This is a genomic window from Microbacterium insulae, from assembly GCF_042677065.1.
Taxonomy (GTDB): domain Bacteria; phylum Actinomycetota; class Actinomycetes; order Actinomycetales; family Microbacteriaceae; genus Microbacterium; species Microbacterium insulae.
The window spans coordinates 418,817-435,776 of record NZ_JBHTII010000001.1 but is presented as its reverse complement, the minus strand read 5'-3'; the positions used below and the strand labels follow the sequence as shown (position 1 = coordinate 435,776).

The 16,960-nt window shown below is 70.0% G+C and carries 15 protein-coding genes and 1 riboswitch; of the genes, 4 read left to right on the top strand and 11 right to left on the bottom strand.

The window, feature by feature from the left end; translation table 11 throughout:
* Positions 1–61: 61 nt before the first annotated feature.
* Positions 62–223: riboswitch (FMN riboswitch) on the bottom strand.
* A gap of 80 nt (positions 224–303) precedes the next feature.
* A complete protein-coding gene (locus ACFQ0P_RS02000; protein WP_204980056.1) occupies positions 304–1,263 on the bottom strand; it encodes a sugar-binding transcriptional regulator in 960 nt (319 codons plus the stop codon).
* A gap of 92 nt (positions 1,264–1,355) precedes the next feature.
* Between ACFQ0P_RS02000 and ACFQ0P_RS01995 the strand changes: the two genes are divergently transcribed.
* Both ACFQ0P_RS01995 and glpK read left to right on the top strand, forming a co-directional pair.
* On the top strand, positions 1,356–3,071 hold the full coding sequence (locus tag ACFQ0P_RS01995; protein WP_204980055.1) for a glycerol-3-phosphate dehydrogenase/oxidase: 1,716 nt from the start codon (positions 1,356–1,358) through the stop codon (positions 3,069–3,071).
* Between the two features lie 70 nt (positions 3,072–3,141).
* Positions 3,142–4,686 (top strand): glycerol kinase GlpK, encoded by a 1,545-nt coding sequence (gene glpK / locus ACFQ0P_RS01990; protein WP_204980054.1) that lies wholly within the window; start codon positions 3,142–3,144, stop codon positions 4,684–4,686.
* Positions 4,687–4,688: 2 nt separating this feature from the next.
* Here glpK and ACFQ0P_RS01985 read toward each other — a convergent pair whose 3' ends face one another.
* The 10 genes from ACFQ0P_RS01985 to sdhC form a co-directional block, all read right to left on the bottom strand.
* Positions 4,689–5,561 carry an Fpg/Nei family DNA glycosylase gene (locus ACFQ0P_RS01985; RefSeq protein ID WP_204980053.1) on the bottom strand — a complete coding sequence of 291 codons (873 nt, stop codon included), beginning with the start codon at positions 5,559–5,561 and terminating at the stop codon, positions 4,689–4,691.
* Between the two features lie 34 nt (positions 5,562–5,595).
* Complete coding sequence (locus tag ACFQ0P_RS01980; RefSeq protein ID WP_204980052.1) at positions 5,596–6,162, bottom strand: GNAT family N-acetyltransferase; 567 nt, start codon at positions 6,160–6,162, stop codon at positions 5,596–5,598.
* Positions 6,163–6,281: 119 nt separating this feature from the next.
* The gene (trpS, locus tag ACFQ0P_RS01975) at positions 6,282–7,286 is read right to left on the bottom strand and encodes a tryptophan--tRNA ligase (protein WP_204980051.1); all 1,005 of its coding nucleotides are present in this window, start codon (positions 7,284–7,286) and stop codon (positions 6,282–6,284) included.
* A gap of 24 nt (positions 7,287–7,310) precedes the next feature.
* Positions 7,311–8,159, bottom strand: a complete 849-nt coding sequence (locus ACFQ0P_RS01970; protein ID WP_204980050.1) for an exodeoxyribonuclease III — start codon at positions 8,157–8,159, stop codon at positions 7,311–7,313.
* A gap of 42 nt (positions 8,160–8,201) precedes the next feature.
* Complete coding sequence (locus ACFQ0P_RS01965; protein ID WP_204980049.1) at positions 8,202–9,524, bottom strand: YhjD/YihY/BrkB family envelope integrity protein; 1,323 nt, start codon at positions 9,522–9,524, stop codon at positions 8,202–8,204.
* 9 nt (positions 9,525–9,533) lie between these two features.
* Entirely contained in the window at positions 9,534–10,760 is a 1,227-nt protein-coding gene (locus tag ACFQ0P_RS01960) for an MFS transporter (RefSeq protein WP_204980048.1), read from the bottom strand.
* A gap of 10 nt (positions 10,761–10,770) precedes the next feature.
* A complete protein-coding gene (locus ACFQ0P_RS01955) occupies positions 10,771–11,559 on the bottom strand; it encodes a succinate dehydrogenase iron-sulfur subunit (RefSeq protein ID WP_204980047.1) in 789 nt (262 codons plus the stop codon).
* A complete protein-coding gene (sdhA, locus tag ACFQ0P_RS01950) occupies positions 11,559–13,385 on the bottom strand; it encodes a succinate dehydrogenase flavoprotein subunit (RefSeq protein ID WP_204980046.1) in 1,827 nt (608 codons plus the stop codon). Before sdhA ends, ACFQ0P_RS01955 begins: the two co-directional genes overlap by 1 nt.
* 41 nt (positions 13,386–13,426) lie before the next feature.
* Positions 13,427–13,882: a succinate dehydrogenase hydrophobic membrane anchor subunit gene (locus ACFQ0P_RS01945; RefSeq protein WP_204980045.1), complete on the bottom strand. Its 456-nt coding sequence runs from the start codon at positions 13,880–13,882 to the stop codon at positions 13,427–13,429.
* Positions 13,882–14,316: a succinate dehydrogenase, cytochrome b556 subunit gene (gene sdhC, locus ACFQ0P_RS01940; protein WP_378771173.1), complete on the bottom strand. Its 435-nt coding sequence runs from the start codon at positions 14,314–14,316 to the stop codon at positions 13,882–13,884. The genes ACFQ0P_RS01945 and sdhC overlap by 1 nt, the downstream gene beginning before the upstream one ends.
* 185 nt (positions 14,317–14,501) lie before the next feature.
* Here sdhC and ACFQ0P_RS01935 point away from each other — a divergent pair, with 185 nt between their 5' ends.
* Positions 14,502–15,617: a mannose-1-phosphate guanylyltransferase gene (locus tag ACFQ0P_RS01935; protein WP_204980043.1), complete on the top strand. Its 1,116-nt coding sequence runs from the start codon at positions 14,502–14,504 to the stop codon at positions 15,615–15,617.
* A gap of 196 nt (positions 15,618–15,813) precedes the next feature.
* The gene (locus ACFQ0P_RS01930; protein WP_204980042.1) at positions 15,814–16,938 is read left to right on the top strand and encodes a BMP family lipoprotein; all 1,125 of its coding nucleotides are present in this window, start codon (positions 15,814–15,816) and stop codon (positions 16,936–16,938) included.
* Positions 16,939–16,960: the final 22 nt, after the last annotated feature.

The following is a 16,960-nucleotide window of genomic DNA, read 5'->3' as shown; positions in this document are numbered from 1 at the left end:
TCCTCCGTCTTCACCTCGCGGTGTTCCGGGGGCACGGGAAGCCGGCAACGCTGACGCGTCGCCCGTGCTGCCTCCCATCCGGACTAGCGACGATCTCTCGTCGCATCACCGTCGGTTCCGGAATTCCACCGGATCGGCCGTGGCGGCACCCGATCGGATGCTGATGCCTTGGCTCGCGGACTGTCACCGCCGGTTCGGATTCTCACCGACCCCGGAGCACGTTGATGCTCTCGAGTGTAGTCAACGTCGGCGACGCGAGTTCATTCCGCGTCGGTGAGTGAACGTCGGTGGGTGAACGGAGGATCACCCGGCCAGTGCGCGCGCGACGGCCTCGTCGACGACGAGGTCGGTGACGAGCCCGGCGGCCAGGGCGCCGCGCAGACTGTCGAGCTTCGACACCCCGGACACGATGCACAGCCTCCGGGGCACGCGCCGGAGCACGTCGAACTGCGGTCCGGTCGCCCGTTCGTTCAGCGGAATGCCGTCGCTCGTGCCGTCGGCGCGGAAGAACACGGTCGCGACGTCGCCGACGACCCCTTCGGCGTCGAGGGCGGCGAGCTCCTGGGCTTCGAGGTACCCGCCGGAGTAGACGTGGCTGGGAACCTGCGACCCCGCCGAGCCGGTGCTGAAGACCACGAGGTCCATCGCGCCCTGCATCGCGAGGATGCGGCGGGTGCTGCGCTCGCGCCACATGGCGTGCTTCGTGCGGGGGTCGTCGAAGAACGCCGGGACGGGGAACTGCTGCGCGCTGCCGCCGTAGGCCGTGGCGAAGCGGCTCAGGATCTCGCTGGCGTACAGCAGGCCCGTTGTGTGGGTGTTTCCCGAGCCGTTCAGCTGCACGAACGTCGTGCCGTGGACGGTCTTCGGGACCAGTCGCCGGCTCACCGCTGCGGTCGTCGACCCCCACGCCACCCCGACGGTCATGTCGGCCTGGACGACCTCGCTGAGCAGGTGCGCCGACGCGACCGCGACGCGTTCGAGCCTCTCCACCTCGGTCGCGTCGTCCGGAACGGGCACGACGTGCGCGGCGATTCCGAATCGGGTGGCCAGCAGCTCTTCGCTCCGCTGCGGGCCCTCGAAGGGGGAGCGGATGCGGATGTCGACGATCCCGGTGGCTCGAGCGTGGGCCAGGAGTCGCGAGACAGTCGAGCGCGACGTGCCGAGTTCGCGCGCAATCGCCTCCATGGTGCGGTCCTGCACGTAGTACAGGTGCGCGGCCGTCAGCGCGCGCTGCACCGTGCGCGGTTCGTTCAGCTCGTCCACGCCGACATTCTTGCACGTATGTGCAGACGGCCTGCAAGAACGGCCAGCGGTGTCATCATGGAGGGGTCACAACGACCGATACGGGGGAAGCGATGACCGGGCGCACCGCACGAGGGTTCGACGAACTGAAGGATCGGCCATACGCCGATGTCCTGATCGTCGGGGGCGGTATCAACGGCCTCGCCACCTTCCGCGACCTCGCGATGCAGGGCGTCGACGTCGCCCTCGTGGAGCGCAGCGACTTCGTCAGCGGGGCCTCGGCGGCCTCCTCTCACATGATCCATGGCGGCATCCGCTACCTCGAGAACGGCGAGTTCCGACTCGTCCACGAGGCGGTCACCGAGCGCAACGCCCTCCTCCGGATCGCGCCCCACTACGTCCGGCCGCTCCAGACGACCATCCCGATCTTCTCCACCTTCTCGGGTGTGCTCAGCGCTCCGCTCCGGTTCCTCCGCCACGGCGGGGGGAAGCACACCGAGCGCGGTGCGGCGCTCATCAAGATCGGCCTGGTCATCTATGACTCCTTCTCGCGCGGCGGCGGCCGCGTGCCGCGGCACGCCTTCCGGGGCCGCAAGCGCTCGCTGCAGGAGCTCCCGGCGCTCAACCCGGGCGTCAAGTACACCGCCACCTACTGGGATGCCTCGCTGCACGATCCCGAACGGCTCGCGGTCGACGTGCTCCGCGACGGGCGGGAGGCCGGAGGCGATCGCGCCCGCGCCGCGAACTACACGGCCGCGTCCGGAGTCCGGGACGGCCGCGTCGTGCTGCGCGACGAGGAGTCGGGCGAAGAGCTGCCGTTCGCGGCATCCGTCGTCATCAACGCCTCCGGACCGTGGACCGACCTGACCAACCTCGCGCTCGGCGACCCCACGCGCTACATGGGCGGCACGAAGGGCTCGCACATCGTGCTCGACCACCCGGAGCTGCTGGCGGCGACCGGCGGCCGCGAGCTCTTCTTCGAGAACGCCGACGGCCGCATCGTGCTCATCTACCCGCTCAAGGGCCGCGTGCTCGTCGGCACGACCGATCTCGAGCACGACATGCGACACCCCGCGGTGTGCACCGAAGCCGAGGTGGACTACTTCATCGACCTCATCGGGCAGGTGCTCCCGCGCATCGTGGTCGACCGCTCGCAGATCGTGTACCGCTTCTCGGGCGTGCGACCCCTGCCCGGTCACGGCGACCTCGCCCCCGGATTCGTGTCGCGCGACTACCGCATCGAGTCCGCGCCCCTCGTCGGCGGCGACGCGACCGTCCTGTCGCTCGTCGGGGGGAAGTGGACGACCTTCCGCGCGTCCGCGGAGCACCTCGCCGACCGCGCGCTCGAACTGCTGTCCCGGCCGCGCCGACGCTCGACCAAGGGCGTTCCGATCGGCGGCGGAAAGGGCTACCCCGCCACGGAGCGTGCGCGACGGCAGTGGATCGCCGGTCACGCCGACGGACTCCCGGCAGCCCGTGTCGCGACGCTCCTCGACCGCTACGGGACGGTCGCCACGGCGGTGATCGCGGCGATCGCCGACGACGCCGACGACACCGAGCTCACTCACCTCGCCGGCTACAGCACGGCTGAGCTGCGGCACCTCGCCGCGACTGAGGACGTCGTCCACGTCGCCGACCTCCTGCTGCGCCGCACGAGCATCGCGTTCACCGGCGGCGCGTCCGCGGCGGCCGTCAGAGAGATCGCCGAGGTGGTCGCGCCCGTGCTCGGCTGGGATGCCGACCGCGTCGTGGCCGAGACGCAGCTCGGGCTGGAGCGCGTGCATGCCGCCGACCCGACATGGGCCGGGGCATCCACCGCCTCGCGATAGCCTGACCCCAGCCGGCGACGCCGGCGCAGCAGCCGTGCGGGCGTCGATGCCCGCGAGGAAGGAGGCCGCGGTGGCCGATCACGTCCTGGCGATCGATCAGGGGACGACCTCGACGAGGGCCATCGTGTTCGACGCGACCGGCGGCGTCGTCGCCGTGTCGCAGCGCGAGCACGAGCAGATCTTCCCCCGGGCCGGTCAGGTCGAGCACGATCCCGTCGAGATCTGGACGAGCACCGAGTGGGTGGTGGCCTCGTGCCTCTCGCGCGCCGGGATCGCGGCATCCGACGTCGCCGCCGTCGGCGTCACCAACCAGCGGGAGACCGCGATCGTCTGGGACCGCCGCACCGGGCGCCCGGTGCACAACGCGATCGTGTGGCAGGACACGCGCACGCAGCCCCGCATCGACCAACTCGCCGCCGAGGGCGAGGGCGGCACCTTCCGGTTCGCCGAGCAGACCGGGCTTCCGCTCGCGACGTACTTCTCGGCCTCGAAGATCGCCTGGATCCTCGACCACGTGCCGGGTGCACGGGATGCCGCGGAGGCGGGACACCTCGTCTTCGGAACCCCCGACACGTGGGTGATCTGGAACCTCACCGGCGGCGCACGCGGCGGCATCCACGTCACGGACGTCACCAATGCCTCGCGCACGCTGCTGATGGACCTGCGGACGCTGGACTGGTCCGACGAGCTGCTCGCCGTGTGGGGCATCCCCCGCGCGATGATGCCCGAGATCCGCTCCTCGTCGGGAGTCGTCGGGACGACCGCCCTGCCGGACACTCTGCACGGCACCCCGATCGCGGGCATCCTCGGCGACCAGCAGGCGGCGACGTTCGGGCAGGCCGCATTCGAGGCGGGGGAGTCGAAGAACACCTACGGCACCGGGAACTTCCTGCTCGTCAACACCGGCACCGACATCGTGCGCTCCGACAGCGGGCTCATCACCACCGTGGCCTACCGCTGCGACGGCGAGCCCGCGCGCTACGCCCTCGAAGGATCGATCGCCGTCACCGGGTCGCTCATCCAGTGGCTGCGCGACAACCTCGGCATCATCCAGCGGTCCGAGGACGTCGAGACCCTCGCCGCCACGGTCGACGACAACGGCGGCGCCTACTTCGTGCCGGCGTTCTCGGGACTGTACGCGCCGTACTGGCGTCCCGACGCCCGCGGAGCGCTCGTCGGCATGACGCGCTATGTGAACAAGGGCCACATCGCGCGGGCAGCACTGGAGTCGACCGCGTTCCAGACCCGCGACGTCATCGAGGCGGTCGAGGCCGACACCGGGCGCGCCCTCGAGGAGCTGCGCGTGGATGGCGGGATGACGCGCAACGACGCCCTGATGCAGTTCCAGGCCGACATCCTCGGCATCCCCGTCGTCCGGCCGAAGGTCGTCGAGACCACCGCGCTCGGCGCCGCCTACGCCGCCGGACTCGCCACCGGCGTGTGGACGAGCCGCGACGCGCTGCGCGCCCACTGGCAGGAGGACGTCAGGTTCGAGCCCCGCATGCCCGAGGACGAGCGCGAGCGGCGCTACCGGCTGTGGCAGAAGGCCGTGTCGAAGTCTCTCGACTGGGTCGACGAGGACGCGCGGATCCTCATGGGGACGACAGGTCCGTAGGGCTACTTCAGGAGGCGGGAGAGTCGCCGGTCGGCGAGGATCTTGCCGCCCGTCTGGCACGTCGGGCAGTACTCGAGCGAGTTGTCGGCGAAGAACACGCTGCGCACCTCGTCGCCGCACACCGGGCACGCCTCGCCGCGACGGCCGTGCACCTTCATCCCGCGGCGCTTGGCGTCTTTGAGCTCGGCCGGGGGCTTGCCGGATGCCGCGGCCACCGCCTCGGCGAGAGTGTCGGTCATCGCCTGGAACAGGCGGTCGACGTCGGCGTCGTCGAGCGTGGACGCGAGCGCGTACGGCGACATCTTCGCGGCGTGGAGGATCTCGTCGGAGTACGCGTTGCCCACCCCGGCGATCGTCGCCTGGTCGCGCAGCACGCCTTTGATCTGGGTGCGGCGTCCGGCGAGCAGGCCCGCGAGGGTGTCGCGGGTGAACGCGGGGTCGAGGGGATCCGGACCGAGCCGGGCGATACCGGGGACGTCGGACGGGTCGCGGACGACGTAGACCGCGAGGGACTTCTTGGTCCCCGCCTCGGTGAGGTCGAAGCCCGAGCCATCCGAGAGCGCGACGCGCAGGGCGATCGGGGTCTTGCCCGGACGGATGACCGTGGACGGCAGCTGGTCGTAGAACCGCAGCCAGCCGGCCTTGGCGAGGTGGAAGACGAGGTGGGCCGCGGTCCCCCCTCCGCTCGTGGCGAGGTCGACGAACTTGCCGTGGCGCGCCACCGCGTCGATGCGCGCGCCGGTGAGCGCATCGACCGGCGGGTCGTACGTCTTCAGGGCCGCGATGTTCGCCACCGCGACGCGCGTCACCTCGAGGCCGGTCACGCGTCCGCGCAGGAACTCGACCAGGCCCTGCACCTCGGGCATCTCGGGCATGCGCCCCATACTGCCACGCGGTGCCGACGCCGGGTCAGTTCTCCAGGACCGGCCAGGGCTGCGGCATCCGCTCGTCCTCCGCGAGGAGCGCGGCGATCCAGCCGTCGTCGCGGTGCTTGGGGTTGACGAGGGCGCGCCGCAGCATCCCCTCGTACCGGAAGCCCAGTGCGCTGGCCACACGCGCCGACGGGACGTTGCCGACGACCGCGCGCCATTCGATGCGCGCGAGCCCCGGGCCCTCGGAAGAGAAGCCCCAGTCGATCACGGCGTTCGCCGCCTCCCGCAGCCGTCCGCCGCCGCGCGCCTCGGGGGCCATCCAGAACCCGATCTCTCCGTTGCCGTCCCCCTCCATGCGGTACAGGCCGATCGTGCCGATGAGCCGATCGTGCTCACGGATGCCCCACGTGACGTGGCGCCCTCTCTCCCAGTCCTTGGGAACCTGGGTCACGAACGCCTCGGCGTGGGTGCGCTCGTACGGATACGGCACCGGCGTGTACCGCTGGATGCCCGGGTCCTGGCAGGCCGCGAGGATCGCGTCGACGTCCTCCTCGCGGGGCAGGTCGAGCACGAGCCGGGGGGTGCGGAGGACGACGGGCTGCATCCGCCCAGGCTAGCCCCGGCACCGAAGGGTTCGGCATGTCCCACGAATGGTGGGTTAGGCGGGCCGGAACCCACCATTCGTGTGACATGACACCGGGAGGTGGTGGGGGGCAGTGGGGGTCAGAGGCGGCGGAGGAGGCCGACCTTGTCGTAGACGTCGGCCAGCGTCGCGTCGGCGACCGCATCGGCCTTCGCCGCGTTCATCGCCAGGAGGCGGTCGAGCTCCGCGGGGTCGGCGAGCAGGTCGAGCGCACGCTGGCGCACCGGGCCGAACTCCTCGACGACGACCTCGGCGAGGCCCTTCTTGAAGTCTCCGTAACCGCGGCCGGCGTACTCGTCCTCGATCGCCGGGATCTGTCGGCCCGTGAGGGCGGCGTAGATCACGAGCAGGTTCGAGACGCCCGGCTTCTCGTCGCGGTCGTACCGCACCGTGCCGTCGCTGTCGGTGACGGCACGCATGATCTTCTTCGCGCTCACCGCGGGGTCGTCGAGCAGCCAGAGGACACCGGCGTCGGACTCGGCCGACTTCGACATCTTCGCCGCGGGGTTCTGCAGATCGTAGATGCGGGCGGTGTCCTTCTGGATGACGGGCATCGGCACGGTGAAGGCCGTGCCATAACGGCTGTTGAAGCGCTCGGCGAGATCCCGCGTCAGTTCGACGTGCTGCTTCTGGTCGTCGCCGACGGGAACGATGTCGGTCTGGTAGAGGAGGATGTCGGCCGCCATGAGCACCGGATAGGTGAAGAGCCCGACCGACGTGGCATCGGCGCCGAACCGCTGCGACTTGTCCTTGAACTGCGTCATGCGTCCGGCCTCGCCGAACCCGGTGATGGTGCTCAGGATCCACGCGAGCTCCGCGTGCGCGCGCACGTGGGACTGCACGTAGAGCGTCGACTTCGATGGCTCGATGCCCGCCGCGATGTACTGCGCGGCCGTGCGGCGGGTCTTCTCGCGGAGCTCGGCGGGGTCGTTCGGCTGCGTGAGGGCGTGGAGGTCGACGACCGAGAAGAACGCCTCGTAGGACTGCTGGAGGTCGCGCCACTGCAGGAGCGCCCCGATGTAGTTGCCGATCTGCAGGGAGTCGGCGGAGGGCTGCATTCCGGAGTACAGGCGCGGTTTGCTCACCCGATCGATTCTAGGGCGCTGAATTCACTCGCCGATCGCGTAGTCGGCCACGACGGGAGCGTGGTCGCTCCAGCGGGAGTCCCACGATGGCGCCCGCACGACCCGGTAGTCGGACACGCGCTCCGCGAGGGCGGCGGTCGCGAGGTGGTAGTCGATGCGCCAGCCGCTGTCGTTGTCGAACGCCCGCCCGCGCATGGACCACCACGTGTAGGGCCCGTCGACATCGCCGTGCGCGGCGCGACCGACGTCGACCCACCCGAGCCCGGTGCCCGTCGACCCATCGGTGCCGGTGACCGGCTCACCGCGGGGACCGAGGAACCGGTCGAAGTACGCGCGCTCGCGCGGGAGGAAGCCGGCCTTCTTGACGTTCCCCTTCCAGTTGCGGATGTCGAGCTCGCGGTGCCCCACGTTGAGGTCGCCCATCACGACCGCGAGCGGTGAGGACTGCTCGATCTGCGGCATCCGCTTCTCCATCGCGTCGAGAAACGCCCACTTGGCGTCTTGCCGCGGCGTGTCGGCCTCACCCGTGTGCACGTAGGCGCTCACGACCGTGAGGCGCTCGCCGTCGATCTCGAGATCGGCCTCGATCCAGCGCCCGGCGGAGTCGAGCGGCTCGGGGCCGAGGACCCGTCGCACTTCGATCGCGGGCATGCGGGTCGCGATCGCGACTCCCGCGCGTCCTTTGGCGAGGGCCTCATCGTTGACGAGCTCCCAGCCGGGCAGAGCGGTGCGGAGCTCTTCGAGAGTGGCGCGCACCTCCTGCAGCGCCATCACGTCGACGTCGGCCTCATCGAGCCACTCGATCATTCCCTTGCGGGTCGCGGCGCGGATGCCGTTGACGTTGACGGAGGCGATGCGGACTCTGCGGGGCATCCCACGAGCCTAATCGCGGGTGCCGACACCCCGGATGCCGCGTCAGTGGGCGCCGATGTCGCTGCGGTCGCCGGTGGCCAGCGCCGTGACGGCGGACGCATCGGCGTGCTTGGGCAGGCGCACGCCGGGGATCGTCCGCGCGTGCGGTTTCGGCGGCGCGGCCGCCTCGACCTGGCGCAACTCCTCCTCGGCTTCGCGCACCGCCCGGTCGGCGAGGGGGATGCGCCACCAGCGCGCCTGCGCGCGCGCGTCCTTCGCCGTGCGCAGGCGCACCTGCGCGGCCAGCATCAGCGCCGCGTGCTCCGCGGCAAGACGTTCGGCCTCGGTCTGGGGGAGGAGCACGACGTCGCGGTCGCGCGCGGCCACCGCCACCCACGATGCCGCCGTCAGCAGCACGATCCCCATGAGGCGGAACCACAGCAGCATCCCGATGAAGAACGCGAATCCGGCCAGCAGGGGATTGGAGGGGGTATAGCCCAGGAGCAGGCCGGCGCCGAGCTGGAGCAGCGAGAGGCCGATTCCGCCGATGATCGCGCCGGGCCAGATGCGACGCCAGGGAAGCTTCGTGCCGGTGAGGAAGCGGAACAGGCCCACCAGGGCGGTCGAGGTGACGACGAATCCGACGACCAGGGAGCCGAGGCGCACCGTGACGTCGACCAGGCCGCTCGCCTGGGTCCAGCCCATGAGCGAGAAGAGCCAGTCGACGGTCTGGCTCCCGACGGTGCTGAGGGCGGCGCCGAGGATGAGGGCGGCGCCGAAGATCACGGCCGCCATCAGATCGCGCGCCTTGAGGAGGAAGTAGCTGCGGCGGTCCGGGGGGATCGCGAAGAGCTCGCGCACCGCGCGGCGGGTATAGGTGACCCAGTCGATCGCCGTCCAGATCAGCACGCCGAGCGCGATGACACCGGTCCACCCCAGCACGCCGGCGTTCTCGGTCGCGATCTCCTGCACCTGCTCAGGAGTGGCGAATGCGCTGTCATCGGAGATCAGACCCGGGATGTAGCTGTTGATCAGGTCGATGAGCCGGTCGACAGCCTCGGGGCTCCCGCCCAGCCATACGCCCGCGACCGCGAACAGGAGGTAGATCGCCGCGAAGCACGCGAACAGGGCGACGTAGCTCACGCCGGCCGACAGCAGGAATCCGTTCTCGATCAGGAAGTTCCGCCACACCCGCACCGGGAACCACGCCATCGTCGCCTGCGTGAGGCGGGTCGCGCGGCTGATCGGCGCATCGAAGCGCTGCCGCAGCGAGCGCTCGGTCTCCTCCCACCGCTCGCGCAGCGACTCCTCCTCGCGCTGCGCGGCGTCGGCCCGCTGTGCGGCGTCGGCCGCGGCGCGGGCGTCCGGCGGAGGCGTCTGAGTCACGGTGTCAGATTAGCGAGTGCGCGGGTCGCGGGAACCCGCGCGCGCGACGGAGAGGGCAGGTGCCCGGCGGAACCGCGGCACGGCGAAGAGGATCGCCGCGAGCGCGACCGCGGGGAGCAGGAACGCCGGCCCGAGCCCGGGTCCGTCTGCGAGAACGCCGAGCACGACCGCCCCGAGAATCGCTCCGGCGTAGTTGAACAGGTTGACCCGGGCGATGACCTGGTCGGCGTGGGCGGTCGACAGCTCGCCGGCCGCTCCGAAGGTGACAGGGATGAGCACGCCGGCGCTCACTCCCGCGAGCGCGAAGCCGACGATCGCCGCCACCGGGAACGGAAGGAGCGCGATGATCGTGCACCCGACGGCCGAGACGGATGCCGCGACCGCGACGAGCCGGCCGCGCCCGAGTCTCGGGACCAGGCGGTCGGTCGCGAGCCGCGTGACGAGGACGACGGCCTGGTACGCCGCGTAGCCGAGCGGCGCGACCCACGCGAGCGCGGCCAGGTCGTCCTGGAGATAGACCGTGCTCCATGTGCTCACGGCGGAGTCGGCGACGAACACCGCGAGGATCACCAGCCCGAATGCCCAGATGCCCGCACGTGGGAGCTTCGCGCGCTCGGAGGCAGGGAGCGCGACGTCGATCGGCACTTCCCGGGCGAAGAACCGCCCGCCCACCAGTGCGGCGCCGAGCGCGATGATCCCGGCGCAGGCCAGCGCGACGCCTGCGCCGACCGCCGACAGGGCGACCCCCGAGACGAGGAGCGCTCCCGCGATGGCCGCTGCCGTCGCCGCGGCGAAGAAGCCACCCAGCAGGTGGCGGCCATAGCCCCGCTGCACGGTGACGCCCTGCATGGCGGCCGCGGCATCCACGCACCCGAGACCCACCCCGAACACCGCGAACGCGGCGGCGAAGACGGGAAAGGGAGTCGGCAGCGCGATCACCGGCAGCGCGAGGGCCTGCACGACGAGGCCCAGCACCAGGGCGGTCCGGCTCCCGCGGCGCACCGCGACGGCGTTGGCGATCACCGAGCCGAGGGCCGCCGTGAGCGCGACCCCGAGGACGATGATCGTCACGACGTCGTCCCCGACGTCCTGACGCGCCTTGAGCGCGGGAAGGGAGGTGACGACGACGGCGTACCCCAGCCCCTGCGCAACGTAGGCGGCAGTGACCGCCAGGCGGGCGCGCCGGAGCGCGGTGTCGGACGGAGCGGGGGAGGCGTCGTCGCGAGGCGAGGTCACGCAGGGAAGCTTAGGGGCGCCCGCGCAGAACCGCCTGCTTCACCTCGGCGATGGCCTTGGTCACCTCGATGCCGCGGGGGCACGCCTCGGTGCAGTTGAAGGTGGTGCGGCAGCGCCACACGCCTTCCTTGTCATTGAGGATGTCCAGGCGCACGTCGCCCGCGTCGTCGCGCGAGTCGAAGATGAACCGGTGGGCGTTGACGATCGCCGCCGGGCCGAAGTACTGCCCGTCGGTCCAGAACACCGGGCACGAGGACGTGCACGCGGCGCACAGAATGCACTTCGTGGTGTCGTCGAAGACCTCGCGGTCGACGATCGACTGAATGCGCTCCTTGCCGGGCTCGGGCGTCGAGTTCGCGATGAGGAACGGCTGCACTTCGCGGTAGGAGGCGAAGAACGGCTCCATGTCGACGATGAGGTCCTTCTCGAGCGGCAGACCCTTGATCGCCTCGACGTAGATCGGCTGCGAGATGTCGAGGTCCTTGATCAGCGTCTTGCACGCCAGGCGGTTGCGGCCGTTGATGCGCATGGCGTCGGATCCGCAGATGCCGTGGGCGCACGAGCGGCGGAACGAGAGCGATCCGTCGACTTCCCACTTGATCTTGTGGAGCGCATCGAGCACGCGGTCGGTGGAGAAGAGCTCCACGTCGTAGTCGACCCAGCGCGGCTCGTCGTCGACCTCCGGGTCGAACCGCCGGATGATGAAGGTCACGAGGAAGGACTGGATGCCGGTGTCGGCCGGTGTCTCGACCTCGGTGGTCGCCTCCGCGGGCGCGTCGACTGCGACGAGGGACGCCATCAGTACTTCCTCTCCAGCGGCGGGTAGCGCAACTCGCCGGCCTCGTTCTTGGTGAAGACGACGGGCTTCCAGTCGAGCCTGATGTGGTCGTCGGCGTGCGAGGACCCCGCGTCGCCCGACAGGTAGGCCATCGTGTGCTGCATGTAGTTCTCGTCGTCGCGAGTGGGGAAGTCGTCGCGCATGTGACCGCCCCGGCTCTCCTTGCGGTTGCGGGCGGTGACCACGACGACCTCGGCGATGTCGAGCAGGAAGCCCAGTTCGACGGCCTCGAGCAGGTCGGTGTTGTACCGCTTTCCCTTGTCGTCGACGTGGACGTTCTTGTACCGCTCGCGGAGCTCCTCGATCACGTCGAGCACCTCGCCGAGCGACTCCTCGGTGCGGAACACCTGAGCCTTGCGGTCCATCTCGTCCTGGAGCTTCTTGCGCAGCACGGCGATGCGCTCGGTCCCCTGGTTGGCACGCAGGCCCTCGATCAGTCCGCGCACCTCGGCGGCCGGGTCGTCCGGCAGCGGCACGAAGTCGGCGTCCTTGACGTACTCGACGGCGTAGCGGCCGGCGCGCTTGCCGAACACGTTGATGTCGAGCAGGGAGTTGGTGCCGAGGCGGTTCGATCCGTGCACCGAGACGCAGGCGCACTCGCCGGCGGCGTACAGGCCGGGAACGACCGTCTCGTTGTCGGCGAGCACCTCCGCCTTGATGTTGGTCGGGATGCCGCCCATCGCGTAGTGCGCGGTCGGCATGACCGGCACGGGCTCGACGACCGGATCCACACCGAGGTAGGTGCGGGCGAATTCCGTGATGTCGGGGAGCTTCGTCTCGAGAACTTCGGCGCCGAGGTGCGTGCAGTCCAGCAGCACGTAGTCGCGGTGCGGCCCCGCACCGCGCCCTTCGGCGACCTCCTGCACCATGCAGCGGCTCACGATGTCGCGGGGGGCGAGGTCCTTGATGGTGGGCGCGTAGCGCTCCATGAACCGCTCGCCCGAGACGTTGCGCAGGATCGCGCCCTCTCCGCGGGCGCCCTCGGTGAGCAGGATGCCGAGGCCGGCGAGGCCGGTCGGGTGGAACTGGAAGAACTCCATGTCCTCGAGGGGGAGGCCCTTGCGCCAGATGATCCCGACGCCGTCCCCCGTGAGGGTGTGGGCGTTGGAGGTCGTCTTGAAGATCTTGCCGAAGCCTCCGGTCGCGAACACGACGGCCTTCGAGTGGAAGACGTGGAGGTCGCCCGTGGCCAGCTCGTAGGCCACGACGCCCGCGATGCCGGTCTTGCCCGCGTCATCCTTCACCGTGATGAGGTCGAGGACGTAGAACTCGTTGAAGAAGTTGATGCCGAGCTTCACGCAGTTCTGGAACAGGGTCTGCAGGATCATGTGACCGGTGCGGTCCGCGGCGTAGCAGGCGCGGCGCACGGGGGTCTTGCCGTGGTCGGCGGTGTGCCCGCCGAAGCGGCGCTGGTCGATCTTGCCGTCGGGCGTGCGGTTGAACGGCAGACCCATGTTCTCGAGGTCGATGACCGCGTCGATCGCCTCCTTCGCCAGGATCTCGGCGGCATCCTGGTCGACGAGGTAATCACCGCCCTTGACGGTGTCGAAGGTGTGCCACTCCCACGAGTCCTCTTCGACGTTCGCCAGCGCGGCGGCCATGCCTCCCTGCGCGGCGCCGGTGTGCGAGCGCGTGGGGTAGAGCTTCGAGATGACGGCGGTCTTGGCGCCCGGTCCCGCCTCGATGGCGGCCCGCATGCCGGCGCCGCCGGCACCGACGATGACGATGTCGAACTGGTGGTAGTGGACGCCGTCCTTGACGTACGAGTCCGCGGTCTGAGTGGTCACGTGTGGGATGCCTCTGTTGTCTCTCGTCTTGCGATCCGCGGTCAGCCCTGGGCGTTGCAGATCTCTTGCAGGACGCTGCCGTCGGTCAGGTTGGGCACGCAGGGGTCGAAGGTGAAGACGACCAGCGTGCCGAGCAGGATGAGGAACCCGGCGGTGAGCCACAGCGCCCACACGAGAACCTTGCGGGTGCGCTCGTGCGTGACGTAGTCGTTCACGATCGTGCGCATCCCGTTGGCGCCGTGGATGAGCGCGAGCCACAGCATCAGCACGTCCCACCACTGCCAGAAGGGCGAAGCGAGCTTGCCCGCGACGAAGGCGAAGTCGATGCCGTGGATGCCCTCACCCAGCATGAGGTTCACGAAGAGGTGCCCGAAGATCAGCACGAGCAGCAGCACGCCGGAGACGCGCATGTAGATCCAGCCCCACTTCTCGAGGTTGGGTCCCTTGCGGCGGACGGTCTCGCGCGGTGCGCGCGGGTCGGCGACGGTGGCGCTCATCACTCCCCTCCCCAGCCGTAGGCGAAGACGATCGAGAGGTGTCGCACCGTGAACGGGATCATCGTCACGACGAACAGGGCGATGACGCCCCACCACATCTGGCGCTGGTGGCGGGTCGCCCACGGCCACAGGTCGACCAGGATGATCCGCAGCCCGTTGAACGCGTGGTACACGACCGCGCCCACGAGAACGACCTCGCCGACACCCATGATCGGGTTCTTGTACGAGGCCATGACCGCGTCGTAGGCGTCGGGCGCCACGCGGATCAGCGCGGTGTCGAGGACGTGGACCAGCAGGAAGAAGAAGATCCCGATGCCGGTGATGCGGTGCAGCACCCACGACCACATGCCTTCGTTCCCGCGGTAGAGCGTGCCGCGTGGGACTCGGGATGTGGTTTCGGATACCGACGGTGTGACGCGTGCTGGTGCAGACACGGCCGTCCTCCCTGGATCGAACATGGTGGGGCGGAATCGATGCCCCTGAGGGTTCCCGGCTCGATCGGCGCGGGCTCTCGGCGTCACGCGGGCGCTGGAACCATCCTATTGCGGCCTTCGGCGCCGGGGCGACGAAGGTGCGCCTAAGCTGACCGGGCGTCGCAGGGCGCCGATACCCTGTCGACATGCCTGAGCCGATCGAAGACTTCTACGCCGTGATCCCCGCCGGCGGAATCGGGAGCCGGCTGTGGCCGCTCTCACGCGCCGACGCGCCGAAGTTCCTGCACGACCTGACGGGCTCCGGACAGACGCTGCTCCGCGACACGTGGGACCGGCTCGAGCCGCTCGCCGGACCCGAGCGCATCGCGGTGGTCACGGGGCGTGCCCACCGGGCCGCCGTCGAAACGGAGCTGCCCGGGATCCCCGACCGCAACGTCTTCCTCGAGTCCGAGCCGCGCGACTCGACGGCGGCGATCGGCCTCGCCGCGGCGGTGCTCGTGCGCCGCGAGCCCGACGTTATCATCGGCTCGTTCGCCGCCGACCACGTGATCCGCGTGCCGCACCTCTTCGACTGGGCGGTGCGCCAGGCCGTCGCGACGGCGCGCGAGGGGTACATCTGCACGATCGGCATCCAGCCGTCCGAGGCATCCGTCGGCTTCGGGTACATCCGCAAGGGCGCCGAGCTCGTCGTCGACGGCGCGCCCGAGGCCGCGCTGGTCGAGAGCTTCGTCGAGAAGCCCGACCTCGAGACCGCCAAGGAGTACTTCGCGAACCGCTCCTACCTGTGGAACGCGGGCATGTTCATCAGCCGCGCCGACGTGCTGCTCGGGGAGATCGCCGACAACGAGCCGCAGCTCTACGCCGGGCTGATGGACCTCGCCGAGGCGTGGGACGACCGCGACCTCCGAGGGCCGGTGGTGGATCGCGTGTGGCCCACCCTCACGAAGATCGCCATCGACTACTCCGTCGCCGAGCCGGCGGCCGCACGAGGACGCCTCGCCGTGATCCCCGGCCACTTCGACTGGGACGACGTCGGCGACTTCGCGAGCCTCGCCAAGCTGAACTCCGGCGGCCGCAAGAACGATCTCGCCATCCTCGGCGAGAACGCGCGCATCCTCTCCGATGCCGCGAGCGGGATCGTGGTGAGCCAGACGTCGCGCGTCATCAGCCTGATCGGCGTGCGCGACATCGTCGTCGTCGACACCGAGGACGCCCTGCTGGTCACCACGAGCGAGCACGCGCAGCGCGTGAAGGGCGTCGTCGACGCCCTCAAGCTCAACGGCCGCGGCGACGTGCTGTGAGTCCTGCGGGCATGACGGCTTCGTCTCGTCGTACTCGTGTCGAGTGCCGTGAACAGGTGTCCGCGGTGTATCGAGACATTGCGTCTTTGTAACCATTCGGCTCGGCACGGTCCAAGCGACTGCAACCCGCGCGTCACAGTGGGTAACTTTGTGCAGTCCCCGTGAAGGACGCGGGGCCGTATAAGTGGAGGCTGAGTTGACCATCTCACGCACCAAGAAGCTCGCCGGTGTCGTCGCCGCTGCGGGCCTTCTCGTCGCCCTCGCGGGCTGCGGCGCCGCTCCCGAGACCGCGCCGACGTCGGACGAGACCACGCCGGAAGTCGTCGAGGGCTTCAAGCCCTGCCTCGTCTCTGACGACGGCGGCTTCAACGACAAGTCGTTCAACCAGTCCGCGCTGACCGGCATGGAGACCGCCGCCGACGAGCTCGGCGTCGACTTCATCGAGGTCGAGTCGGCTTCGGCGAACGACTACGCGCCGAACCTCGAGAACCTCGTCGCCGAGGGCTGCACGTTCATCGTGGCCGTCGGCTTCAAGCTCTCGGCCGACACGATCGCCTCGGCGACCGCGAACCCCGACATCGACTACGCCATCATCGACGACTCGGCCGACGCCGACTTCAACGGCGAGACCGACGCACCCAACATCAAGCCGCTGCTGTTCGACACCGTCCAGGCGGCCTACCTCGGCGGCTACGCCGCCGCGTCGTGGTCGGATGCCGCTGGCGTCGACAAGGTCGGCACCTTCGGCGGCATCCAGATCCCGCCGGTCACCATCTTCATGGACGGCTTCGTCGACGGCGTCGCCAAGTTCAACGAGGACAAGGGCGCCGCGGTCGAGACCTTCGGCTGGGATGTCGCGGCCCAGGAGGGCTCGTTCACCGGTGGCTTCCAGGCCAACGACACCGCCAAGCAGACCGCGCAGGGCATCCTCGACCAGGGTGTGGACGTCGTCCTGCCCGTCGGCGGACCGATCTACCAGAGCGCCGCGGCGGCGATCGACGACGCAGGCTCGGACGCGCTGCTCATCGGCGTCGACTCCGACCTGGCCGCGACCGACCCGTCGGTCGCCGACCTGGTGCTCTTCTCGATCATGAAGCGCATCGACGTCGCCGTCCGCGACTCGACGCTGCAGGCTGCGACCGGCGACTTCGACGTCACGCCGTACGTCGGCACGCTCGAGAACGAGGGCGTGGGCCTGTCGGGCTTCGGCGCGTTCGAGTCGGAGCTGCCCGAGGGCCTGACCGACGAGCTCGCCGCGCTGCAGGAGGCGATCATCTCGGGTGAGCTCGAGGTGACCTCGCCCAGCTCGCCCGCGCAGTGACACACGCGTAGTCGAACCGACT